Source organism: Burkholderia multivorans ATCC BAA-247, assembly GCF_000959525.1.
Lineage (GTDB): Bacteria > Pseudomonadota > Gammaproteobacteria > Burkholderiales > Burkholderiaceae > Burkholderia > Burkholderia multivorans.
This window is the reverse complement of the sequence record NZ_CP009830.1, coordinates 466,479-489,398: the sequence shown is the minus strand read 5'-3', so window position 1 is coordinate 489,398 and position 22,920 is coordinate 466,479. Positions and strand designations below refer to the sequence as shown.

Below are 22,920 nucleotides of genomic sequence, written 5' to 3'. Positions count from 1 at the left end.
ATACCGTCGATTTTTTATTGACCGATAGAAACTGGAAATCTCTATGACCAAATATTCACTCCTGACGGCGGCAGCCGGTCTGGCATTCGTCGCGATGAACGCGGCACACGCGTCGGAAGGCACGATCACCTTCCAGGGCTCGGTGGTCGCGTCCACCTGCAAGATCAACGGCGGCACGAACGATCTGACCGTGCAGCTGCCGCGCGCAGCGACGAACCAGCTGGCGACCGTCGGTGCAACGGCCGGCCGTACGCCGTTCACGCTCGCGCTGTCGGGCTGCACCACCGACAAGAAGGGCGAAGACGGCACGACCGTGATTCCGGCGCCGGTGAAGAAGGTGTCGGTCGCGTTCGAACCGGGGCCGACCGTCAATGGCAACGGCCGTCTGAAGCTGACGGGTGACGATGCCGCGAAGGGCGTCGAGATCGCGATCCTGAACGACAAGTACCAGCCGATCAAGATCGGCGCCGACACCGGCATGCAGGGCGTGCAGGTCGCCGACATCGACACCGCGCTCGATGGCACCGGCACTGCGACGCTGCAATTCGCGGCGCAGTACGTCGCGACCGGTCCGGTCACCGGCGGCTCGGCCAATTCGAACGTCACTTACTCGCTCACGTATCCCTGATCCGCGACGCGTCGATTGACGTTGCCGGCCGCCTCGCGCGGCCGGTCGGCGTCGGCTCTTTCGAATGCGTGACAAGCAGTTGATTCGCAGTACCAATGACAGGAGAGGAAAGATGAACGCACGTTCCTACCGCCACCTGCTCGCGTGGATGACGTTCGCGCTGAGCTTTTCGTTTGCACACGCGAGCGTGACGTTGTCCGGCACGCGCGTGGTGTTCGACGCGAACGAGAAGGAAGTCACGATCCAGATGACCAACGACGGCAAGCGTCCGGCGCTGGTTCAGACGTGGATCGACAGGGGCGACGAACGTGCTGCCCCGGAGAGCATCGACGTCCCGTTCGTGATTACCCCGTCGATTTTCCGCATCGAAGGCGGCAAGGGCCAGACGCTGCGGATCCTCCACACCGGAGAGCCGTTGCCGGCCGACAAGGAGTCGCTGTTCTGGCTGAACGTGCTCGACGTGCCGCCGAAAGCGGCGGTCGATGAGGACGCGAACCGGCTGCAGCTCGCGTTCCGCACACGCGTGAAGCTGATGTACCGGCCGGCCGGGCTGTCCGGCAATGCGCTCGACGCGCCGTCGCAACTGAAATGGCGGATCGCGGCCGACGCCGAGCGTCGTCCGGTGCTCGAAGCGACCAACCCGACGCCTTACGTCGTCAACCTGTCCGGCATCGCGCTCGTCGCGAACGGCAAGACGCTCGAGGCGGGAGTCGGCTTCGTGCGGCCCGGCGAGACCGCATCGTTCCCGATCGACGGCGCACTGTCCGCCGACGTTACGGCCGGCAAGGTCGTGTTCAGCAGCATGGACGACTGGGGCGCGAGTCATGCCCATCAGTCCGATGTCGCGCAATGACCGCACGGCGTGACCCGTTCGCAACCGGTTAGGCCCGCACGGGTCTGCCCGGCCGATACAACCGAATCGAAACAAGGGCGTGGTGAATATGGAGAGGCAAGTCATGGATCGGAGGCTAGACAACCAGCCGCGCCTGAAGCCTATCTGCGCACTGCTTCTCACCATTATCGCGGGATGGCAGGCGCAGGCGCGTGCCGGCGAGCCCGGTGAAACGTTCCAGGTCGCGCAGACGGAGTTTGCACAGGTCGAATTCGAGAGCGCGTTTCTGCAAGGTGCCGGCGCGATCGACGTGTCGCGCTACGGGCGCGGCAACGTCGTGCGGCCGGGCCGCTATACGCCGGACATCTACGTCGACGGCCGCTGGGTCGGCCGCGCCGACGTTCCGTTCAAGGCCGCCCCGAACACGCCCGACGCGCAGCCGTGCTTCGACCGCGCGCTGCTCGACCGGATCGGCGTCGATCGTGCACGCCTGCCGAAGGACATTCGCGCGACGTTCGAGCAGGAAGAGGCGTGCCTGCGTATCGGCCAGATCATTCCCGACGCGTCCGTCAGTTTCGACTTCAGCGAGCAACGGCTCGATCTGAGCATTCCGCAGATCGCGATGCGCCGCAGCGCGCGCGGGTACGTGAGTCCCGATCAGTGGACGGCCGGCGTGCCGGTCGCGATGCTCGGCTACAACGCGAACACCTACCACTCGCAGATGCGCGGCGGGCACGGCAACACGCAGGGCTACGTCGGTCTCGACGGCGGCCTGAATGTGCAGCGCTGGCATTTCCGGCACAACGGTTCGTTCAGCTGGGACGATCGCGGCGGGCGGCGCTACCAGAACGTCGCGACCTATTTGCAGCGCGATGTCGCGCGCTGGTCGTCGCAGTTCGTTGTCGGCGATACGTATACGTCCGGCGATCTGTTCGATTCGACGTCGTTCCGCGGTGTTCGGCTGTACACCGACGACCGGATGTTGCCGGAATCCCAGCGCGGTTATGCGCCGGTCGTGCGCGGCGTCGCGAACTCGAACGCGAAGGTCACGATCACGCAGAACGGGATGCGGCTGTACGAAACGACGGTCGCGCCGGGCGCGTTCGTGATCGACGATCTGTACCCGACCGGCTACGGCGGCGATCTGCATGTGACCGTGACGGAAGCGGACGGCTCCGTCCACGCGTTCTCGGTGCCGTTCGCGGCGATCCCGCTGTCGCTGCGTCCGGGGCAGAACCGCTACAGCTTCACGGCCGGCGCGGTTCGCAACCTCGACAACACGTCGCCGCTGTTCATGCAGGCGACGTGGCAGCGCGGGTTCACGAACACGCTCACCGGCTACGGCGGCGTGACGGTGGCCGAAGGCTACGTGTCTGCAATGCTGGGCGGCGTGCTGAACACGTCGCTCGGCGCGATCGGCGCCGACGTCACGCACGCGAGCACGCAGGTGCCCGGCGAGCGTCGCTACTCGGGACAAAGCGTCCGCGTGAGCTATGCGAAGACGGTCGCCGCCACCGGGACGAACATCGCGATCGCCGCGTACCGCTATTCGACGAACGGCTTCTTCGGGCTGAACGACGCGATGCGCGCGCGGGATCAGGCGGCCTCCGACATCCGCTCGTCGAGCCTCTACCGGCAGCGCAATCGCGCATCGCTGACGCTGAGCCAGCAGTTCGGCGACACGTGGGGCAGCGTGAACGCGACCGTATCGGCGGCCACGTACTGGAACCGCAGCGGCTCCGACGTCGATTACACGATCGGCTACAACAACACGTTCCGCAACATCGCGTATACCGTGTCGGCCACGCGCCAGCGCAATGCGTTCGCAGGATCGAGCACGATGATCTATGCGGGGCTGTCGATTCCGCTCGGCCGCACGCGGCCGGCCATCGTGTCGACGAACTTCAGCCACGATTCGCGTGGGTCGACGCAATGGCAGACCTCGCTGTCGGGGTCGGCCGGTACGGACGGCAAGCTCGCATACGGCGTCAACGTGATGCACCGCTCGGGCTTCGGCAATTCGCAGACGAGCGGCGGTGCGAACTTCACGTATCGCGGCGCGCTGGCCGAACTGAGCGGCAGCATGGGCGCGAGCGCGGACTATCAGCAGTACTCGGTCGGCGTGCGCGGCGCGGTTGTCGCGCATCCGGGCGGCGTCACGCTGTCGCAGCCGGTCGGCGAGACGTTCGCGATCGTGTCGGCACCGCATGCGGCCGGCGCGCGGATCACGAACTCGACCGGTGTGCAGGTCGATCGCAACGGTTACGCGATCGTCCCGTATCTGTCGCCGTTCTCGATCAACGACATCACGATCGACCCGAAGGGGCTGTCGACGGACGTCGAGCTGCGGGAAACCAGCCAGCGTGTCGCGCCGCTCGCAGGCGCGGTGCCGATGGTGACGTTCAAGACCGTATACGGCCGCTCCGCGGTGATTCGCGCGCGTCAGCCGGACGGCACGCCGTTGCCGTTCGGTGCGGCGGTGAAGGACGGCAAGGGCGCGGACGTCGGCATCGTCGGGCAGGGCGGAAAGATCTTCGCGCGCGGCCTCGCGGAGCAAGGCGAGCTTACCGTCACGTGGGGCACAGCCGACTCGGCATCCGCGTGCCGGTTGTCGTACGCGCTGCCGGTGCGCAAGCGAACTTCCGGCTATCAGCCGCCGCAGAGCCTCGATTTGCCATGCGCCGCGGCGCCCGCTGCCGATTACGCGCCGGCGCTGTCGAACCGCACGACGTCCGGCGCGTGACCGCGGCGCACGCCGTCGCGCGTGCGAATGCGACATTGCGATCGGCCGCGAGCCGACCCGATCGCTCGATCAACGAAAGTGTGTACGCCGAGGGGCATTATGCGCAAGGATTTGAAGCGTCTGCTGCAGATGCTGAAGTACGCGTCGCTGGCCGTTCTGCTGGTCCATGGCCAGCAGGCGCTCGCGGCTTGTACGGCCGCCCGGTGGACCGTGACGTCGAACGTGATCGGCATTTCCGCGCTATCGTTCTCCGGGCCGGCGGACGCGGTGCAGCACGGATCGTTGCTTGCACCGACTGCAACGGCGAAAGTGAACGGATGGCGTTACGAGTTCAACGAGCCGACGACCAATGCAGATTGCCAAAATCTGAAGGGCAGGTTCCAGTCGCTGGGAAAAGTGGTGCCCGGCGTACAGCACGTGTGGAACGGAGGACAAGTGTCGGACATCTGGGAAACAGGCGTTCCGGGTGTCGGCTATGCGCTTCTGATCCAGACCTTCCGCGGCCCCGAAACCGGCGTGAAAGAAGGCGGAATCGATGTGCCGTACGGCGGCGCGGCAAGCCCTTCGTCAATGGAAACGTCCATCACGGTGAAAGCCGCGCTTGTCGTGACCGGACGTCTCGCAACCGGCAGCTACCGGGTCCCGACACAGAACGTCGGCAGGTACACCATCATCGACGGCAGCGGAAAGCCGCTGACCGCCGATATTCCGTTGGCCAGCGTGCCGATCACCGTCGCGGCGCAGGGCTGCAAGGTGGTCGCGGGGGACGGCCAGACGGTCACGCTGCCGAGAGTCGTTACGTACGACTTCAAGGAAGTCGGCGCGACATCGGCCGTTTCTTCTTCGTTCGAAATCGGTCTCAAATGCGATACCACGCTGGCCGTTCATGCGACGCTGACGGATGCGAACGATCGATCGAACCTGTCGACGGCACTCACGCTTGGGCCGGGCTCGACCGCGAGCGGGTTCGGTCTGCAGATCTTCCGCGATAAATCGTCGACGCCGATCGCGTTCGGCCCCGAATCGTCGACGAAGGGCAATCCGAACCAGTGGCTGGTCGGGACGGCCAACGCGTATAACACGCTGTTGATTCCGTTTACCGTGAAGTACGTGAAGACCGAGCCGAAGGTCGGGCCGGGAACCGTCAACGCGCGGATGTTCGTCACGTTTTCATATCAGTAGCCGGCAGGCGGCGCCGGATGCGGCGCGGTGACGGGCCGTTTCGGTCGGGATGCGCGATCGATATCAGTCGGCTTGCGAGAGCGGGCGTCGCCGGCCCGCGTTCGCGCAGTCGCATGACTCATGTGTGTAAGCCGGCATCAAGCTCACGGTGCGCCGCACTCAGGACCACGCCGCCACGGGCGTTACACCCCTTCTCGAGAAAATCGGTCACCGAATCGCAACCGGCACGAGCGCGGGCAACTGCAGCGGCGCATCGGCGTTGCCGCGATGATACGTGCCGTGATGGCACGCGTGCTGCAGAATGTCGCCGTGCCGCATCCGTGGCGGCTTGCCGTTCGTGAACGTGAAATCGATCGGCTCGTCGAGGGCGCCTGCGTCGACACCGGCGACATACGCGACCTACCCGTCGTCGGCGTCGGCCGCGTCGCGCGCGAGCGTGTCGAGGTCGGGCATTGTGTCGGACCGAGCGGCGCGAAATGCCGGCCGGCGAAGAAACGGCAGGCGATCCGTTCGCGGCGCGCGCACAGATGACGAAATTGTCATCTTCGGGTCGGGCGCCGGTAAGGCGACACCGGCTACGCTCGTTTCATCCCGTTACCGAATCGGGTCGATCCCGTCTCGCTCGCCTGCGCCTGCGCCTGTGCCGCGCGGTGCTCGATGCGCGGCAGCGGCGGCCGCCGGCCGCGACCGGTCCGCGTTTCCGCATCCGGAGCGACAGATGAATCGGTTTGCTTCCATTCGCGTATTGCCGCGGCGACGCGACCGGATGCGTACCGGATGCGTACCGGATGCCGGCGTGCTGCCGGGCGCGCGGCCGGTGCCGACGTGCGCGGAGCGGCGCGTCGCCGAATGCGCGTAGTGCCGCCGCGCGACCGCGCCCGGCTGCCGAAGCGCGGCGGCCGACGGTCGCATGTGCCCGTCCGCCGGTCTGCCGCACCGGCCGGCGCCGTATCCCGATTTTTCCCGGTAACATCACCGAATCTCCGCCAACCGCCTGCGATGGAGCCGATCATGCGCATCCTGATAGTGGAAGACGAACCGAAGACCGGCGCCTATCTGAAGAAGGGGCTCGAGGAATCCGGCTTCAGCGTCGATCTCGCGACCGACGGCGCGCAAGGGTTGCTGCTCGCGCAGGAAGAGTCGTACGACGTGATCGTGCTCGACGTGATGCTGCCGGTGCTCGACGGCTGGGGCGTGCTCAAGCGGCTGCGCGACACGCATACGACGCCGGTGCTGTTCCTGACCGCGCGCGACGACGTGCAGGACCGCGTGCACGGGCTCGAACTCGGCGCGGACGATTACCTCGTCAAACCGTTTGCGTTCGTCGAACTGCTCGCGCGCGTGCGCACGCTCGCGCGCCGCGGGCCGCCGCGCGAGACCGAGCGGATCACGGTCGGCGATCTCGACATCGACGTCGTGCGGCGGCGCGTGAAGCGCGGCGCGGTGCGGATCGACCTGACGCCGCGCGAGTTCTCGCTGCTGCAGCTGCTCGCGCGCCGGCACGGCGAAGTGCTGAGCCGCACCCAGATCGCGTCGTACGTGTGGGACATGAACTTCGACAGCGACACGAACGTCGTCGAAGTCGCGATCCGGCGGCTGCGCGCGAAGGTCGACGACGATTTCCCGGTCAAGCTGATCCACACGGTGCGCGGCGTCGGCTACGTGCTCGAACCGAAGGACGGCGCATGACGCGCGGCCGCTCGCTGACCGCGACGCTCGCGATCGCGTTCGGCGCGACCACGCTCGCGGCGTTCGGACTCGTCGGCACCTATGTCTACAAAGGACTCGAACGGCAGGTCAGCACGCAGGACGATCTCGACATCGTGCTCGCCGCGCGCCATGCGCGGCGGCTCGCGAGCGAACTCGAGTCCGTCGACGCGGTGCGCGCGCACGCGGATCGCCTGACGAGCCAGGTGCTCGGCAACGAGGCGCTGTCGATGGCCGTCGTCGATACGGACGGCCACGTGCTCGCGCGTCACAACGTCGAGCGCACCGAACTCGGCGAGCTGCGCGACGCAGCGCCGGCGGCGGCCGGATCGTCGTCGGTGCTGCCGGACGCCGGCCTGTTTCCGCCGCACGCGGCGGCGGTGCCCGCGACCGAGCGCATCACCGTCGACCGCATCGCATCGTGGACGGCCGACGGCGGCACGCCGGTGCGCGGGGTCGTCACCGATGCGGCGCTGCGCGACCGGTCGCAGATCCGCATCGCGGTCGCGCGCAACATGAGCGATCGCGCGGAACTGCTGCACGGCTATCGCGACACGCTCGAGATCGCGGGCGGCGTCGGCGCGCTGTTCGCGATGCTGCTCAGCGTGTGGCTGATCCGCACGGCGCTCGCGCCGCTGCGCGAGATCGTCGCGAACACGGGCGCGATCACGGTCGACAAGCTCGACATGCGCGTCGACGCGTCGCGCGCACCGCGCGAGCTGCGCGTGCTCGTCGACGCGCAGAACGCGATGCTCGGCCGGCTGCAGCAGGCGTTCGGCCATCTGTCGCAATTCAGCGCCGATCTCGCGCACGATCTGCGCACACCGCTGAACAACATGCGCGGTGCCACCGAAGTCGCGCTCGCACGGCCGCGTGCCGTCGCCGAATACCAGGCGCTGCTCGAATCGAATCTCGAGGAGTACGACCGTCTCGCACGGATGATCGAGAACGTGCTGTTTCTCGCGCGTGCCGAACATCCGGGCTTCGTCACGCGGCAGCGCGCATTCGACGTGCGCGACGAGCTCGCACGCATCGCCGGCTATTTCGAAGGGCTTGCCGACGAAGCGGGTTCCACGCTGCACGTCGACGGAAGCGGGCATCTGACCGCCGATCTCGAACTGTTCCGCCGCGCGGTCAGCAATCTGCTCGCGAACGCGCTGCGCTATACGCCGGCCGGCGGCACGATCGCGCTGCGTGTCGACGAGACCGACGACGCGGTGCACGTGAGCGTCGCCAATCCCGGCGAGCCGATCGATCCCGCGCTGCTGCCGCGCATCTTCGACCGCTTCGTGCGCGGCGATCCGGCACGCAGCGGCGGCGTGCCGGGCGGCGCGGCCGGTCTCGGCCTCGCGATCGTCCGCTCGGTGATGGACTTGCACGGCGGCACCGCGCGCGTCGAAAGCGACAGCAGCGGCACGCGCTTCATCCTCACGTTCGTCAAGCATCCGGCTTCGTAGCGGCTGCACCGCTCGCGGCGTTCGCCGCGTTCGCCGCCGCGTCGGCGCCGGCGTGCCAGCCGCCGCCGAGCGCCTTCATCAGCGCGACCGCCGCTTCCATCCGGCGGGCCGCGATCTGATCGGCGAGCCGGCGGTTCGTCAGCGCGATCGTCTGTGCGGTCACGACATCCAGATAGCTGACGGCGCCCGCTTTGAAGCGGTTCGTCGTGAGCCTCAGCGACAGGTCGGCCGCATCGGTCGCGCGCTGCTGACTGCGCGCTTCGGACGCGAGCGCGTCGAGTGCGGACAACTGATCCTCGACCTGCTGAAACGCGACGAGCACGGTTTGCCGATAGTCGGCGACGGCGCCGTCGTACTGCGCATGCGCGCCGCGCAGCGACGCGCTGCGGCGGCCGCCGTCGAACAGCGTGCCGGCGAGCTGCGGGCCGAGCGACCAGAACAGGCTCGGCGCGGACAGCCACGGTGCGAAGAAGCCGCTTTCGAGCCCGGCGCTTGCCGACAGCACGAGATCGGGGAAGAACGCGGCGCGCGCTTCGCCGATTTGCGCGTTCGCGGCCGCGACGCGGCGCTCGGCCGCCGCGATGTCGGGCCGCCGTTCTAGCAGCTGCGCCGGCACGCCGGCCGGAATCGCCGGCACGTCGAACGTCTGCACGCGCGGCGGCAGCGCGAACGTCGACGCGCTTTCGCCGACGAGCGTCGCGATCGCGTGCTGCAACTGCGCGCGAGACGCATCGATGTCGGTGTCCTGCGTGCGCGTCGATTCGAGCTGCGTCTGCGCCTGCGCGACCGCCGACGCGTCGATCGCACCGGCGGCGAGCTGCTGCTTCAGCAGCGTCAGCGCGTCCGTATACGCGCGAACGGTATCGTCGAGCAGCTGCTTCTGCGTATCGAGCGAGCGCAGCGCGAAATAGTCGGTCGCCAGTTCGGCAGTGACCGACAGCTTCACGGCTTCGAGGTCGGCCGCGCTCGCGTCCGCATTCGCCTGCGCGCCGGCCACTGCATCGCGCACGCGGCCGAACACGTCGGGCTCCCAGCTTGCGGCGACGCCGGCTTGATAGTCGGGCGTCGTCTTGCCCGCGAGCGACGAGCCGAGCCGGTTCTGCGACACGCGCGCGCGGCTCTGCGCGACGCCGGCCGTGATCGTCGGCAGAAAGCCCGCATGCCGATAGTCGACCATCGCGCGCGCCCGTTGGAGCTCGGCAACGGCTTGCTTCACGGTCTGGTTCGACACGTCGACGCGCGCTTCGAGCGCGTTCAGATCGGCGTCGCCGAACACGGTCCACCACGCGCCGCGCGGTGCGGCATCGGCGGGTGCGGCGACGTCCCAGCCGGCCTGCGCGCCCGCATAGTGCGCGGGCACCTCGACCGAAGGGGGCGAATAGGGCGGCAGCGTCGAACAGCCGGCGAGCACAGCGGCGATGCCGAGCGCGACGACGCGGCGCGCGAACGGGAGCGGAGAAAGGATGCGCATGGCAGGCACCTCGCAGGTTGTCGTCGATGGGTCAGTTGCGCGCGGGCACGGCAACCTGCGCGGCCGCGGCGGCCGCGCGCATCGCGCGCACGTTCGCGTTCGACGCCGCATTGGCCGCAGCGGTCGGCCGAGCGTGAGCCGACGACGACGCAACCGGCACCGCTTCATGTGCGGTCGACACGATCTTTACCGCTTCGCCGGCCGTGATCGCATCGCCCGGGTTGTCGATCACGCGGTCGGTCGCCGCGAGCCCGGCGACGATCTCGACGCGCGTGCCGAAGTCTCGGCCGATCTGCACGGTCTTCAGCGCGGTGCGTCCGTGCGCGTCGACAGTCGCGACGGTCACGCCATCCGGACGAAACAGCAGCGCGCTGACGGGCAGTTCGAGCGCGGGCGCCGCGCTCGGCACGACCAGATGCGCCTGCGCATATGCACCGGGCATCAGCGCGCCGTCGCGGTTGTCGACGTCGATCTCGACGCGCAGCGTGCGCGTGACGGGATCGATCGCGCCCGCGGTGCGCGCGACGCGCGCGGGAAAGCGCCGCCCCGGATACTGCTGCGTGGTCAGGTAGACCGGCGTGCCGGCCGATACGCCTGCCGCGCTGTCCTGCGGCACGTCGACGAACACGCGCAGCGTGTCGGTCTGTTCGAGATGAAACAGTTCGCCGGACAGCCCCGGGCTGCCCGGCGTGCCGCCGGCCGTGACGAGCGTGCCGACGTCGACGTTGCGCGCGGTGATCACGCCGTCGAACGGCGCGGCGACCGATTCGTACGACACGAGTTCGGCGAGATGCGCGACGTTCGCCTGCGCGGACGCGAGCATCGCGCGCTTCGCGTTCATGTCGGCGACTTTCGTGTCGGTGTCCTGCTGCGATACCGACTGCGTTTTCAGCATGTCCTGCCAGCGCTGCGCGGTCGATTTCGCATAGTCGTAGTTCGCCTGCGCGCTCGCCGCGTCGGCGCGTGCCTGCCGCAGCTGTGCGTCGAGATCGGGCGCCGCGATCTGCGCGAGCGTCTGGCCCGCCTTCACGTGCGTGCCGAGATCGGCACTCCAGTGTGCGATATAGCCGCTCGTGCGCGCATAGATCGACGCCTCCGCGTACGGCATCACCGCGCCGGGCAACGTAAGCGTCTGATCCGCAGGTGCGGCGCCCGGTACGATCACGGACACGGGCAGCGCCTGCTGCGCGGCAACCTGCGTGCGTTGCGCGGCGCGCGCATCGATCCGCGGCACGATGCCGATCGCGAGCAGCGCGGCGGCGGCCGCGATCGCGGCAAGCGGCAGCGCGACGCGGCGCCGGCGGTGCGACGGCGGTGCATCGGGAAGTGCGCCGCGTGCGGCGGCAGCGGGTTGGTGCGCGTCGGCGGGCGGCGCGAGCGGTTCGAGGGTCGGGTCGGTCATGAGGAATTCCCCAGTCGGTCGATTCGAATGGAAAGGGCGGGCAGCCGCGTTCAGCGCAGTGCGGGCGTGTCGGGTGTGGCGCGTTCGGCGGCCGCCGCGCGGCGCCGTGCGAGCCACGCGTGGACGAAGCCGAACAGCACCGGGACGAACAGCAGCGTCGACAGCGTGCCGAACGCGAGCCCGCCGATCACCGCGCGTCCGAGCGGCGCGTTCTGCTCGCCGCCGTCGCCGAGACCGAGCGCCATCGGCAGCATGCCGATCAGCATCGCGAGCGCCGTCATCAGGACCGGACGGAAGCGGCTGAAGCCGGCTTCGAGCGCGGCCTGCCACGGCGACGCGCCGCCGGCAAGCTGTTCGCGCGCGGTGTTCACGACGAGAATGCTGTTCGCGGTCGCGATGCCGATGCACAGGATCGTGCCGGTCAGCGCGGGCACCGACAGCGTGGTGCGCGTGACGAACAGCATCCATGCGATGCCGGCGAGCGACGCGGGGAGCCCGCCGACGATCACGAGCGGGTCGAGCCACGACTGGAAGTTCACGACCATCAGCAGATAGACGAGCGAGATCGCGAGCACGAGTCCGCCGAGCAGGCCCGTGAACGATTCGTGCATCGCCTGCACCTGGCCGCGCAGCACGATCGACGAGCCGGGCGGCAGTTGCGCGCGCGCGTCGTCGACGAGCTTCGTCACGTCCGCGGTCACGCCGCCGAGATCGCGCCCCTGCACCGACGCGAAGATGTCGAGCACCGGCTGCACGTTGTAGTGCGACACGACGGCCTGCTGCGTCGCACGCGAGAACGTGCCGAGCGCGCCGAGCAGGTTCTGCGCGGGCGCACCGGCGGCCGGGCCGCCGGCCGGCGTCTGCGGCGCGCGCGCGGCGCTCGTCGGCAGCGGCACGTTCGCGAGCGCCTGCAGCGAGTTCACCGTGTACTGCGGCGTCTGCACGAGCACCGGATAGCTGACGCCGTTGCGCGGATCGAGCCAGAAGTTCGGCGTCGTCTGCGAGCTGCCGGACAGCGCGATCAGCAGGTTCTGCGCGACGTCGCGCTGTTGGAGGCCGGCCTGGATCGCCTTCGTGCGATCGACGTTCACGTCGATCGCGGGCTCGTCGCCGGGCTGCTGGATGCGCGCGTCGACGAGCCCGCGCACGCCGCGCAGCTTCGCGAGCAGTGCATTCGCGACCGCACGGTTCCGGTCGAGCTTGTTGCCGACGATCTGGATGTCGATCGGCGCAGGCAAGCCGAAATTCAGGATCTGGCTGACGATGTCGGCCGGCAGGAACGCGAATGTGACGCCGGGGAACGACTGCGCAAGCACGTTGCGCAGCGTCGCGACATACGCGGCGGTCGGCGCGTGATCGGGCTTCAGGGTGATCATCACGTCTGCGTCCTCGCTGCCGATCGGGTCCGACGAGTCGTACGTGAGGTTGATCCCGCTCACCGGCACGCCGATGTTGTCGAGCACGCCCGCGAGTTCGCGCGGCGGAATCACGGTGCGGATCTTCGCTTCGACTTCATCGGTGAGCCGCGCGGTTTCCTCGATCCGCGTGCCGGTCGGCGCGCGCAGGTGCAGGCGAATCTCGCCGGTGTCGACCGACGGGAAGAAATCCTGCCCGGCAAATGCATACAGGCCGGTCGACGCGATGCACGCGAGCAGGAACGCGGCCGCGAAGCGGCGGCGTCGCGCGATCGCCGCGGACAGCAGCGCGCGGTAGCGCAGCCGCACGGCCTCGAAGCGGTGTTCGAACGCGGCCTGGAACCGCGCGAGCCGCGCGAACATGCCGCGCGGTGGCCGGCCCTGGCGCTTCGCGCGCATCAGTGCCATCGCGAGCGTCGGCACCAGCGTGCGCGAGAAGAAGTACGACGCGATCATCGCGAAGATCACGGCCTCGGCGAGCGGCACGAACAGGTAGCGCGCGACGCCGGTCAGCAGGAACATCGGCACGAACACGATGCAGATCGACAGCGTCGACACGAAGGTCGGCACCGCGATTTCGCCCGCGCCGGTCAGGATCGCGTCCTCGAGCGGCGCACCGAGTTCGAGATGATGCGTGATGTTCTCGATCGCGACGGTGGCGTCGTCGACGAGGATCCCGACCGCAAGCGCGAGCCCGCCGAGCGTCATGATGTTGATCGTCTGGCCGAGCGCCGACAGCGCGAGCAGCGACGTCAGCACCGCGAGCGGAATCGAGACCGCGATGATCAGCGTCGCGCGCCAGCTGCCGAGAAACAGCAGGATCATCAGCGCGGTCAGGCACGCGGCGATCAGCGCTTCGCGCACGACGCCCTGCACCGCCGCCTTCACGAACACCGACTGATCGTCGAGCGGCGCGATGTGCAGCGCCTTCGGCAGTCCGGCCTCGATCTTGGGCAGCATCGCCTTCACCTGGTCGATGATCGTCAGCGTCGATGTGCTGCCCGTCTTCTCGACCGTCAGCAGCGCCGCGCGCCGGCCGTCCGCACGCACGATGTTGGTCTGCGGCGCATAGCCGTCGCGGACGTGCGCGACGTCGCGCACGTACACGACGTTGCCGCCGACCGTCCTCACCGGCAGGTTATTCAGTGCGGCGACGGTCTGCGTGCTGCCGTTCATCTGCACGTTGTATTCGCGCGTACCGATCTTCGCGGTGCCGCCCGGCAGGATGAGGTTCTGCGCGTTGATCGCGTTTACGACGTCGATCGGCGCGAGCCCCTTCGCCTGCAGCGCGCGCGTATCGAGATCGACGACGATCTGCCGGATCTTGCCGCCGAACGGCAGCGGCACGGCGGCGCCCTGCACGGTCGCGAGCTGCGTGCGGATGAAGCTGTTGCCGAGGTCGTACAGCTGCTGTTCGGCGAGCGTGTCGCTCGACAGGCCGAGCTGCAGGATCGGCACCGTCGACGCGTTGTACGTGATGATGTTCGGCGGCAGCGTGCCGGGCGGCAGGATCCGCAGGATCGACGCCGCATTGCTCGCGGCTTCGGCGATCGCGCGGTTGATGTCGGCGCCCGGGTGGAAAAAGATCTTCACGACCGACACGCCGTTCAGCGACTGCGACTCGATGTGCTCGATGTCGTCGACGTCGGACGTGAGCGCGCGTTCGTAGTTCGACGTGATCCGCTTCGCCATGTCCTCGGCCGAGAAGCCGTTGTACGACCACACGATGCTGACGACCGGAATGTCGATGCTCGGAAAGATGTCGGTCGGCGTGCGCAGCAGCGCGAGCGGTCCAGCGATGAAGATCAAGAGCGCGAGTACGACGAACGTGTAGGGCCTGCGCAGCGCCAGCCGGACGATCCACATGATGTTGCTCCTCGATGCAGGGCTCGGATTCGCATTCGTTGCGACAAGCGTGCAGTCTGCCGTCGCGGCGTTGACCCGTCGCTGACCCGAAGATTACGAAGCCGTTATCTGTGCACCCGGGCCGAGGATCTCGAATTTGGCGTTTGCCGATCGGTGCTGCGCGCGTACGCGATGGCCGAACGCGTTTCGTCGCCCGGGCAATGCGGAGCACCCGCACGGCAACACGGCGCCGCCCTCGCGCCGGTGCCGACAGCCGCGCATCGCTTCGTCCATAATGTCGAACCCCGACCATCCGCCTGTGCCGACGATTGCCAGGAGCTTGACCGATGTCGTTGCGCACCGATGCAGACTTCTTCCTTCTTCTCGCCGACTCGTATTGCCGGCTTCTGAACCGGCCGCTCGTGCCTGACGGCCTGAACGCGGCGGACGGCGCCGCATGGCTGTACGACGCCGCGCCGTTCGGTATCCTCGCGCACGACACCTCGGCCGATCCGGTGTTCGTGTACGGCAACAAGCGCGCGCAGGCGATCTTCGAATATGGCTGGGACGAACTGACCGCGTTGCCGTCGCGGCTGTCGGCGGAACCGATGGAGCGGCGCGAGCGGCAGTCGTTCCTCGAGAAGGTCGCGCGCGACGGCTTCGTGTCCGACTACCGCGGCGTGCGCGTGACGAAGTCCGGCAAGCGTTTCTGGATCGAGCGCGCGACCGTGTGGCAACTCGTCGACGCGGGCGGCATCGTGCGCGGCCAGGCCGCGATGATTCCGCAGGTGCGCACGATCGACCCGGGCGCATGAGCGCATGAACGCATGAACGCACGACGGCGACGCGGCGGCGCGCGGATAACACCACCGTAATGAAAGGCTCACCTTCCGGAAAGCGCGTGAATCGCAGAATGAACCGGACTCTTCATCGCATCGATGGGGAGCGGAAGTCCGGCTTCGTCAGCGGACGCGAACACGTCATTTTCAAAGGTGAACATCATGAACAGCTGGATCCGTGCAGTCGTGCTTTCCTGTGCATTGAGCGCGCCGCTCGTCGCATTCGCGCAAACCGCCAACGGCCCCGTCACGCGGGCCGACGTGCGCGCCGATCTGGTGCGCGTCGAGCAGGCCGGCTACCGGCCGGTCGGCACCGATCCGTCCTATCCGGACGACATCCAGGCCGCCGAGGCGAAGGTCGCCGCGCAGCAATCGCAAGCGGCGGCCGCACAGCCGAACGCCGGCGCGAACGCGCACGTCGCGTTGGTCACATCGGTCGCGTCGGTCGACACGCAGCGTCCGTACGAGCATCACTGAGCCGGTGATGCGTGTCGTACGACCGACCGCGCGCGTTACGCCGCGCGGTCCATCGAACGCCGCTCACGCGGCGGACAGCACGACCGACACGCCCGTTGCCGTGTACACCGGCGTTGCGTGGAACCCGTCGACGATCACCGTCGAGAATTTCGCTGCCGCCGCCGCGCCGTCGACCAGCGCGATCGTATCGCCGGCCTTCGGCGCATAGCCGTTCACGAATTTCACGCGCAGCGTGCCGCCCGCGATCGTCAACGGGCCGCCGACGCGCAGACGCCCGCCGCCGTTGCCGTCAATGTCGAGTTCCAGCGTCGCGCCGTCGAGCTGCGTATAGCGCGTCGCGATCGTCACCGGCGCGGCCGCCGCGATCCGCACGCTGCCGCCCGTGCCGACGTACACGTCGCCGCTGCCGAACGCGGACGCCGATGCGGCCGTGAGCGTGCCGCCGGCGACCTGCGTGCCGCCGGCATAGCGGTTGTTGCCCGCAAGCGTGAGCGTGCCGCTGCCTTGCAGCGTCAGCTTGCCGGCGCCTGCGATGTCGTTGCGCCACACGTCGGCCGCGTTCAGCCCGCCTTTCGATCCGTCCATCGACACGGTCACGTTGCCGTTGAACGCGCCGTACCCGTCGGCGGCGGCGAACAGGTTCAGCCGGCCCCAGCCTTCCGCATCGTCCATCACCGGATAGCCGGACGGCATTTCGGTGGTCTTCAGCACGACGCGGCGCTGGTCCGCGCTCAGATACGGGAAGCGCGTCAGCAGCAGGATCTCCGCGCCCTTCGGCACGACGGGCGGTGCATCGGTCGGCTCGATCGGCGCGAAGCCGAACGTCATCCGGCGCAGGAATGCGGCCTTGTTCGTCGCATAGTCGGCGAACCGGTCGGTGGCCGCGGTGCCCGAATGCGCGAACGCGGCGAAGGTCGCGTCGGTCGTGCCGGTGAGCTGCTGCAGCGTCTGGTGCGCCTGCGCGTACGCGGCCTGCGCATCGTTCGCGTACACGGTGAGGTTCGCCGCGCTGACCGCGAGCGCGAGCATGCGTCCGCCGATCACGTCGAGCGGCGAGTGCATGCCGGCGAGGATCCGGTTCTCGCCGAGTTCCAGCCCGCGGCCGACCATTTCCTGGAAGCGCTCCGGCACGAGCCACGCCATCGTCACCGCATCGCGCACCGCTTCGGCCGTGTGGCCGCTGACGAAACCGCCGTCGGTCGCGGGCGTCGTGCTTTTCGCCGGCACGAGCGTCGGCGCGACGACGACGCTCGAGCTCCAGCGGTACGGCCGTGCGTATTTGTAGAAGCGCTTCGCCGGCTCCGTCGACGCGTTGCTGCCCATTTCGTTCAGCAGATCGACCACTTTGCCGAAACCGGCGTTCGCGGTGCCGCCGACGCCGACGTTGTTGCCGGTGTCGTTGTACAGCACGGTCGTCGCGTCGGCCGGCACGCTCGTGATGCTCGTCGTCTGCTGTGCCGCGGTGTGCCACGCGGCGGTCAGCGGTCCCATCCCGTCGGTCACGCTGTACCCTTTGCCGCGCCGGTCGTCGAAGTACGCGGCGTCGGCCTGCTGCGGCGTGCGCGCGGTCGTCGCATCGATCACGTATTGCACGTTCGCGGACAGCACCGCCGCGTTCAGGATCGTCCCGCACGGCGTGCCGCTGTCGGGCAGCCCGGAGCACGTTGACGGCGAGATCGCGGGAAACGCGCCGTCGGCCGGCGCGCTGACGCCCGCGTCGACGAGCATCGTCGACGGCTGCCACAGGTCGAGGAAGCGGCTCAGCACGCGCACGGCCGCGTTCGTCGACAGCGTCGCGTAGCGCGCGTCGCCGCGCTGGTTGGTCGCGATGGTGTCGACGAACGCGGGCACGCTCGGCACCGGCGCGCTGTCGACGAAGCCGGGATCGGGCGGCGGCGCCGGTACGGCCGCCTGCGGCGTGTCGGTGGCGACGACATCGTCGCCGCCGCCGCACGCGGCAAGAACGATCGCACTCGACAGCGCGGCCACGTGCAGCGCGAAACGATTCGATGACGCGAACATGCAGCACTCCATCCTGAAAGCCGAAGATGGCGAATTGTCGGGATCGATCGTGACGTGGCCGTTACGGATTTGTTGCGCGTCGTGCCGCCGTGCGGTGCATCGCGCGACGCGGCGCAGTCGCCGTGCGGCGTGCGAGGGTGCGCTGTGCGGGCGCTAGACGATCGCCGGTTCGGCTGGCGCGGCGGTTTCGACGTCGGCGTGGCACACGCGATTGCGGCCGCGGTGCTTCGCCGTATACAGCGCACGGTCGGCGCGACGCGCCAATGCATCGGCCGATGCCGCACGCGCGCGGTCGGCCGTCGCGCAGCCGATGCTGACCGTGAACGCGGGCACCGGATCCGCAAATCCGTCGAGCCGGTTGCGTTCGACGTCGCGGCGGATCGCGTCCGCGATCTGCATCGCGCCGCGCGCGTCGGTATCGGGCAGCACCGCGACGAATTCCTCGCCGCCGTATCGCGCGGCGACGTCGCCGCGCCGGCATACATGCGCGCGAATGCAGGCGGCGAGAAAGCGCAGCGCCGTGTCGCCGTGCGCATGCCCGTAGCGGTCGTTGTACTGCTTGAAGCGATCGGCATCGATGAACAGCACCGACAGGCTGCCGCCGTCGCCGCGCTGCAGCCGCGCGCACGCGTCGACGAGCATCGCATCGAGCGCGCGGCGGTTGTGCAGGCCCGTCAGCGGATCGGTGCACGCGAGGTCGGTCAGCCGCTGCTGCTTGCGCAGATTGTCGCGCAACGCGAACGCAAGCAGCCAGACCACCGCGCAGAACAGCGCGCAGATCACCGACGCCGACACGCCGACCGTCCACGACAGCCGCGTGATGCCGGCCAGCACGTCGCGCTCGGCCGGCGCGACGACCGCGATCAGTGGCGTGCCGGGCACGCGCTGGAACGTATACAGACGCAACGTGCCGTCGATCGACGAATGCGCGGCATAGAACCCCGACTCGCGGCTCACCATGCGCTCGAACGACTTCGCGCGGCGCAGGCGCGTCATCTGATGCTCGCTGAGCGGCGGGTTTCTCGCGAGGATCGTGCCGTCCGCGCGCAGGATCGCCGTGACGCCGTGCGGCCCGACGTTCAGCCGCGACAGCAACTGGCCGAAGTACGCGAGGTCGATCGCGACGACGGCAATGCCATCGAACGTATGGTCCGGCCGCTCGATGCGCCGCGACAGCGCAATCGATTCGGCGCCGCCGCGCGAGCGTGCGCGATACGCTTGCGACACGTAAAGCCCGACGCCGTCCGCCTCGCGATGGACGTTGAAATAGTCGCGATCGCTGAAATCCCAGCGATGCGACGAACTGCAGCATCCGTCGATCAGCCGGCCGTACCGGTCCGTCACGCCCATTCCCGTCACGTACTGCGCGGCCGTGCGCTCGAACAGCAGGTCGTGCCGCAAGCCGGCGTCCATGCGTCGCACGGCCGGATTGCCGAGGTCGGACGCCAGCGCGACGAGCGCGGCGTTCGACGTTTCGACGGTCCGCGCGATCTCGCTGACGAGCACCGCGGCGACGTTGCGCGACGTTTCATGCGCATGCTCGACGACTTCGCTGCGCGCGGCCCACAGCGTGAGCGCGCTGATCGCGAGCGCGGCCAGCGACATCAGCGTGCCGAGCGCGCCGACGAACAAGGTGTGGCGCCCCGCCCAGTCGGCGATTTTCTCGATTGAAGTGGAGGCAGACATGCTCGCGCGTGTCGTGCCGGCCCGCACAACGCGCACGGTCGGCATCAAAATCCGGGTTAACGGCAGTGGCGCGAAGAAATGGAGGCCCGGCGCGCGGGGCTGGGTCGCCGCAAACGTGTGCGCGGCGATACGGGCCGCGCGATGCGCGCGATCAGGCGCGCGTGCCGGTATCGTCGACGAGGCGCCCGAGGCGCACGACCGTCACGCCGGGCCGCAACTGGCGCAGCGACGGCATCACGAGCACGCAGTCGGGATAGGGCGTGTCGACCGGTTCGCCGTTCGCCGACGATGCCGACCGTCTCGACGGGCAGCGGTGATGTTGTGTTCTGCATGTTCATCCTGCGGAAGACGTGGGAAACGTTCGTTGCGGTCGACGGATACGGCCCCGGCGCGATCGAGTGCGAGGACGTGTGTCGCGTCGCGATCGAGGTATGGCGTTGCAGGATCGTCAGTCAAGCGTCACCACGTATTTGCCTGACGATCGGCCGGACGCCAGCTTTGTCAGCGCCTCGCCGGCGCGAGCGAGCGGCAGCCTGGCGGCAATCCTCGGCTTGACCGCGCCCTGCTCGTACAGTCGGAAGATCGCCTGCTGGACGGCGCGAACCTTCTCGGGTTGCCGATCCCGATAGTCGCTCCATTGCAGGCCGCTGACGGCAATGTTCTTGACGAGCAGATAGTTGACCTTGACCTCGGGAATGCGTCCGGACGCGAAGCCGACCACGACCGCCCGGCCGCACCATGCGATCGCCCGCAACGCGGCATCGAACGCGTCTCCACCGAGCGTGTCCAGCAGCACGTCGACACCGCGATCGACGGTCGCCGCGCGCACCTGCTCGCGCAGCGAATCGCGCAGGTTCGGCGCGGTCAGGTCGATGATGGCGTCGGCACCCGTCTCGGTCGCGACACGGGCCTGCTCGGCGCCGCGGACGGCCGCCAGCGCCCGGCCGCCGAGACTCTTGACGAGCTGGAGCGCCGCGGAGCCCACACCGCCGCCCGCGCCCGTGACGAGCACGGACTCGCCTTCGCAAAATCCGCCACGTTCTACCAGCGCGAAATACGCAGTCTGGTACACGAGCCCCATGGCGGCGGCATCGTCGAAGGGCATCGAATCGGGGAGGACGAAGCACGATCGCTGGTCGACGCTGACCCGCTCGGCGAATGCACCGTACTCCATTTGCGCGACCACGCGATCGCCGGGTCGGATGTGCGTGACGTTGCGCCCGACGGCACGCACGATGCCGGCCGCGTCCTTGCCCGGTGCGAACGGACGCTCGGGCAGCACCTGATACGTTCCGCGTACGACGAGCAAGTCCGGATAGTTGACGGCCGCGGCGCGCACGTCGATCAGGACGCTGTCGTCACCGACGTGCGGATCGGGCAACTCGCCGAGTGTCAGCTGTTCCGGTTCGGTGAATGCGTGGACCACGATTGCTTTCATGTCCGTACCCTCACCGGTTCAACAGCGCATTGTCGGCCCCAAGGGCGGGCGAGGGCCGATCGCGGCATGGATCGCGGAAGGGTGCGGCTACCGGCACCGGCAGAGCAGGCAGCGTGCTGCCGGCTGCCGTGCGCACCGTACGATCGAATACGCCGCGCGAAACGAAATGCGGATCGCGGCAGGCCTCCTCGAGGCTCACGACGCGGCTCGTGCAAACGTCCTGACCGGCGAAACGGTCGAGCCAGTCCGCGAGCGGACGCTGCGCGATCGCATCGGCCACCGCGTCGGTCGCCTCGGCGGGAGACAGCCGGGCCAACGCCTCCGCATCCAGCCCGACGAGCGCGACGAAGTTGCTCCAGAACTTGTCCTCGATCGGTGCGGCCGCGAGAAAGGCATCGTCGGCCGTGCGATAGATCTGGTAGCGCGGCGATCCGCCCGTCACGAGTTCCGACGCGGGTCGCGGCCAGCGGCCGCGTGCGCCGCTGCCGAGGCCCCAGTACAGGAACGTGAAGAGGTTGTCGGCCATCGCTACGTCGAGATGGCAGCCCTGGCCGGTCTGGTCGCGCTGCCGCAGCGCGAGCAGGATGTTCATCATGGCCGGATACGCGCCGCCTGCGACATCCGCAATCAGCGCCGGTGGCAAGCCCGGCCGGCCGTCGACGCCGGCCGTCAGCGACAGCATGCCGGTTGCCGCGACATAGTTGAGGTCGTGAGCCGCCTCGTGTGCGCGCGGCCCATGTTGTCCGAAGCCCGTGATCGAGCAGTACACGAGCCGAGGGTTGCGTTTGGCGAGCGCGGTATAGCCGAGGCCGAGCCGTTCCATCACGCCGGGGCGGAACTGTTCGATAAGCACGTCGGCCGCATCGATCATCGGCGCCAGTCGCTCGAATGCGTCGGGCGCTTTCAGATCGATGGCGATCGATCGTTTGCCGCGGTTCAGCAATACGAAATTGGTGCTGTCGTCGTCGATCTTCGGTTCGTACGCGCGCATGTCGTCGCCGCGCTCCGGCCGTTCGAACTTGATCACCTCCGCACCGGCCTCGGCGAGCAGCAGCGAGCACAGCGGTCCCGGCAGCAGCGTACTGAAGTCGAGCACTTTGAGTCCCGCGAGCGGTTGCGTCATTGCGCACCTCCGCTCGCCCGTTCGGCAGCCACGCGAGCGCGGCGTGCGGGCGCGTAGGGTGCCTGCCCGAGCGCCCGGTAGAGCGCGTCCGTAATCGAAAAGTGGTGGGCGAGACCGGTGCGTTCGAGCAGCGAGATCGGCCCCTCGGGATAGCCGAGCCCGAGGCAGAGCGTCTGGTCCAGGTCGTCGGCGCTTGCCAGTTTCTCGTCGAGACGCGTCAACGCCGCATTGAAGTACGGACGAATCAGCCGATCGACGATGCGCCCCGGAAAGTCGTTGCAGACGGCAACCACCAGCCCGGAAGCCTCGAACGCGGCCTTGGCGGCATCGATTGCAGCCGTCGACGTACCGGGTTGCCGGACCAGTTCGACGAGCGCACTCGGCTCCGCGTCGCCGAGCCGAAACCGTGCGAACCCGACGACATTGCTGCCTTCGAGCCCGCGACGCTCGCCTGTGTGGACGCCGAGACACTCGGTACCCAGCTCGATGGCGACGAAGGTGCGCGACGCGAGGCCGGTGGACGCCGCATAGGCGCGTCCTGCGTCGGCGCCGACGAACACCAGCGCGTCGCCGCCGGCGCACGCCTGCTCCAGGAACGGGTGCGCGGCAGGGAAGGACCGGCTTTCGCCGGCAGTGACGATCTCATAGCGCAT

17 protein-coding genes and 1 pseudogene are annotated in these 22,920 nt (G+C 68.5%); 8 read left to right on the top strand and 10 right to left on the bottom strand.

Features of this window, described 5'->3' with window-relative positions; genetic code table 11:
• The first annotated feature begins 43 nt into the window (after nt 1-43).
• The 4 genes from NP80_RS02140 (at nt 44) to NP80_RS02125 (ending at nt 5,385) form a co-directional block, all read left to right on the top strand.
• Nucleotides 44-628, top strand: a complete 585-nt coding sequence (locus NP80_RS02140; protein ID WP_006399071.1) for a fimbrial protein — start codon at nt 44-46, stop codon at nt 626-628.
• A gap of 112 nt (nt 629-740) precedes the next feature.
• Nucleotides 741-1,481: a fimbrial biogenesis chaperone gene (locus tag NP80_RS02135; protein WP_006399070.1), complete on the top strand. Its 741-nt coding sequence runs from the start codon at nt 741-743 to the stop codon at nt 1,479-1,481.
• Nucleotides 1,482-1,584: 103 nt separating this feature from the next.
• A complete protein-coding gene (locus NP80_RS02130) occupies nt 1,585-4,203 on the top strand; it encodes a fimbria/pilus outer membrane usher protein (RefSeq protein ID WP_006411958.1) in 2,619 nt (872 codons plus the stop codon).
• Nucleotides 4,204-4,302: 99 nt separating this feature from the next.
• On the top strand, nt 4,303-5,385 hold the full coding sequence (locus tag NP80_RS02125; RefSeq protein ID WP_006411950.1) for a fimbrial protein: 1,083 nt from the start codon (nt 4,303-4,305) through the stop codon (nt 5,383-5,385).
• 207 nt (nt 5,386-5,592) lie between these two features.
• On the opposite strand, the gene NP80_RS31640 is transcribed toward NP80_RS02125, so the two are convergent.
• Entirely contained in the window at nt 5,593-5,703 is a 111-nt protein-coding gene (locus NP80_RS31640) for a DinB family protein (RefSeq protein WP_080596276.1), read from the bottom strand.
• A gap of 693 nt (nt 5,704-6,396) precedes the next feature.
• On the opposite strand from NP80_RS31640, the gene NP80_RS02115 reads away from it, so the two are divergent.
• Nucleotides 6,397-7,074 (top strand): heavy metal response regulator transcription factor, encoded by a 678-nt coding sequence (locus NP80_RS02115; protein ID WP_006411957.1) that lies wholly within the window; start codon nt 6,397-6,399, stop codon nt 7,072-7,074.
• Nucleotides 7,071-8,549 carry a heavy metal sensor histidine kinase gene (locus tag NP80_RS02110; RefSeq protein ID WP_006411960.1) on the top strand — a complete coding sequence of 493 codons (1,479 nt, stop codon included), beginning with the start codon at nt 7,071-7,073 and terminating at the stop codon, nt 8,547-8,549. The genes NP80_RS02115 and NP80_RS02110 overlap by 4 nt, the downstream gene beginning before the upstream one ends.
• Here the strand turns inward: NP80_RS02110 and NP80_RS02105 are convergent.
• The 3 genes from NP80_RS02105 to NP80_RS02095 are packed head-to-tail and all read right to left on the bottom strand — an operon-like array spanning nt 8,530 to nt 14,703.
• Nucleotides 8,530-10,020, bottom strand: a complete 1,491-nt coding sequence (locus NP80_RS02105) for an efflux transporter outer membrane subunit (protein WP_006411954.1) — start codon at nt 10,018-10,020, stop codon at nt 8,530-8,532. The genes NP80_RS02110 and NP80_RS02105 overlap by 20 nt on opposite strands.
• A gap of 31 nt (nt 10,021-10,051) precedes the next feature.
• Nucleotides 10,052-11,422 carry an efflux RND transporter periplasmic adaptor subunit gene (locus tag NP80_RS02100; protein ID WP_006399061.1) on the bottom strand — a complete coding sequence of 457 codons (1,371 nt, stop codon included), beginning with the start codon at nt 11,420-11,422 and terminating at the stop codon, nt 10,052-10,054.
• A gap of 50 nt (nt 11,423-11,472) precedes the next feature.
• Complete coding sequence (locus NP80_RS02095) at nt 11,473-14,703, bottom strand: efflux RND transporter permease subunit (protein ID WP_045592872.1); 3,231 nt, start codon at nt 14,701-14,703, stop codon at nt 11,473-11,475.
• A gap of 326 nt (nt 14,704-15,029) precedes the next feature.
• Here NP80_RS02095 and NP80_RS02090 point away from each other — a divergent pair, with 326 nt between their 5' ends.
• Both NP80_RS02090 and NP80_RS02085 read left to right on the top strand, forming a co-directional pair.
• Nucleotides 15,030-15,497, top strand: a complete 468-nt coding sequence (locus NP80_RS02090) for an MEKHLA domain-containing protein (RefSeq protein WP_006410442.1) — start codon at nt 15,030-15,032, stop codon at nt 15,495-15,497.
• Nucleotides 15,498-15,683: 186 nt separating this feature from the next.
• Complete coding sequence (locus tag NP80_RS02085) at nt 15,684-15,998, top strand: DUF4148 domain-containing protein (RefSeq protein ID WP_006399057.1); 315 nt, start codon at nt 15,684-15,686, stop codon at nt 15,996-15,998.
• A 63-nt stretch (nt 15,999-16,061) separates the two neighbouring features.
• Here NP80_RS02085 and NP80_RS02080 read toward each other — a convergent pair whose 3' ends face one another.
• The 6 genes and pseudogenes from NP80_RS02080 to NP80_RS02060 all read right to left on the bottom strand — a co-directional run bounded on the left by NP80_RS02080 (nt 16,062) and on the right by NP80_RS02060 (nt 22,920).
• Entirely contained in the window at nt 16,062-18,020 is a 1,959-nt protein-coding gene (locus NP80_RS02080) for a phosphatase PAP2 family protein (RefSeq protein ID WP_006410453.1), read from the bottom strand.
• 153 nt (nt 18,021-18,173) lie between these two features.
• Nucleotides 18,174-19,706 carry a GGDEF domain-containing protein gene (locus tag NP80_RS02075; protein WP_035947142.1) on the bottom strand — a complete coding sequence of 511 codons (1,533 nt, stop codon included), beginning with the start codon at nt 19,704-19,706 and terminating at the stop codon, nt 18,174-18,176.
• A gap of 151 nt (nt 19,707-19,857) precedes the next feature.
• Nucleotides 19,858-19,989: pseudogene (locus NP80_RS31295) on the bottom strand (succinylglutamate desuccinylase); the annotation flags it as partial.
• Nucleotides 19,990-20,154: 165 nt separating this feature from the next.
• Nucleotides 20,155-21,144, bottom strand: a complete 990-nt coding sequence (locus NP80_RS02070) for an NADPH:quinone oxidoreductase family protein (protein ID WP_035947136.1) — start codon at nt 21,142-21,144, stop codon at nt 20,155-20,157.
• A gap of 10 nt (nt 21,145-21,154) precedes the next feature.
• Nucleotides 21,155-22,267 (bottom strand): CaiB/BaiF CoA transferase family protein, encoded by a 1,113-nt coding sequence (locus tag NP80_RS02065; protein WP_006410443.1) that lies wholly within the window; start codon nt 22,265-22,267, stop codon nt 21,155-21,157.
• Complete coding sequence (locus tag NP80_RS02060; RefSeq protein WP_006410439.1) at nt 22,264-22,920, bottom strand: 3-hydroxyacyl-CoA dehydrogenase family protein; 657 nt, start codon at nt 22,918-22,920, stop codon at nt 22,264-22,266. Before NP80_RS02060 ends, NP80_RS02065 begins: the two co-directional genes overlap by 4 nt.

Bases quoted from the DNA above. Each gene is read 5' to 3' on its own strand.
- NP80_RS02135 (WP_006399070.1), top strand. From the start codon at position 741: ATGAACGCACGTTCCTACCGCCACCTGCTCGCGTGGATGACGTTCGCG.
- NP80_RS02130 (WP_006411958.1), top strand. From the start codon at position 1,585: ATGGATCGGAGGCTAGACAACCAGCCGCGCCTGAAGCCTATCTGCGCA.
- NP80_RS02060 (WP_006410439.1), bottom strand. From the start codon at position 22,920: ATGCGCTATGAGATCGTCACTGCCGGCGAAAGCCGGTCCTTCCCTGCC.
- NP80_RS02125 (WP_006411950.1), top strand. From the start codon at position 4,303: ATGCGCAAGGATTTGAAGCGTCTGCTGCAGATGCTGAAGTACGCGTCG.
- NP80_RS02065 (WP_006410443.1), bottom strand. From the start codon at position 22,267: ATGACGCAACCGCTCGCGGGACTCAAAGTGCTCGACTTCAGTACGCTG.
- NP80_RS02100 (WP_006399061.1), bottom strand. From the start codon at position 11,422: ATGACCGACCCGACCCTCGAACCGCTCGCGCCGCCCGCCGACGCGCAC.
- NP80_RS02085 (WP_006399057.1), top strand. From the start codon at position 15,684: ATGAACAGCTGGATCCGTGCAGTCGTGCTTTCCTGTGCATTGAGCGCG.
- NP80_RS02095 (WP_045592872.1), bottom strand. From the start codon at position 14,703: ATGTGGATCGTCCGGCTGGCGCTGCGCAGGCCCTACACGTTCGTCGTA.
- NP80_RS31640 (WP_080596276.1), bottom strand. From the start codon at position 5,703: ATGCGGCACGGCGACATTCTGCAGCACGCGTGCCATCACGGCACGTAT.
- NP80_RS02075 (WP_035947142.1), bottom strand. From the start codon at position 19,706: ATGTCTGCCTCCACTTCAATCGAGAAAATCGCCGACTGGGCGGGGCGC.
- NP80_RS02140 (WP_006399071.1), top strand. From the start codon at position 44: ATGACCAAATATTCACTCCTGACGGCGGCAGCCGGTCTGGCATTCGTC.
- NP80_RS02080 (WP_006410453.1), bottom strand. From the start codon at position 18,020: ATGTTCGCGTCATCGAATCGTTTCGCGCTGCACGTGGCCGCGCTGTCG.
- NP80_RS02090 (WP_006410442.1), top strand. From the start codon at position 15,030: ATGTCGTTGCGCACCGATGCAGACTTCTTCCTTCTTCTCGCCGACTCG.
- NP80_RS02105 (WP_006411954.1), bottom strand. From the start codon at position 10,020: ATGCGCATCCTTTCTCCGCTCCCGTTCGCGCGCCGCGTCGTCGCGCTC.
- NP80_RS02110 (WP_006411960.1), top strand. From the start codon at position 7,071: ATGACGCGCGGCCGCTCGCTGACCGCGACGCTCGCGATCGCGTTCGGC.
- NP80_RS02115 (WP_006411957.1), top strand. From the start codon at position 6,397: ATGCGCATCCTGATAGTGGAAGACGAACCGAAGACCGGCGCCTATCTG.
- NP80_RS02070 (WP_035947136.1), bottom strand. From the start codon at position 21,144: ATGAAAGCAATCGTGGTCCACGCATTCACCGAACCGGAACAGCTGACA.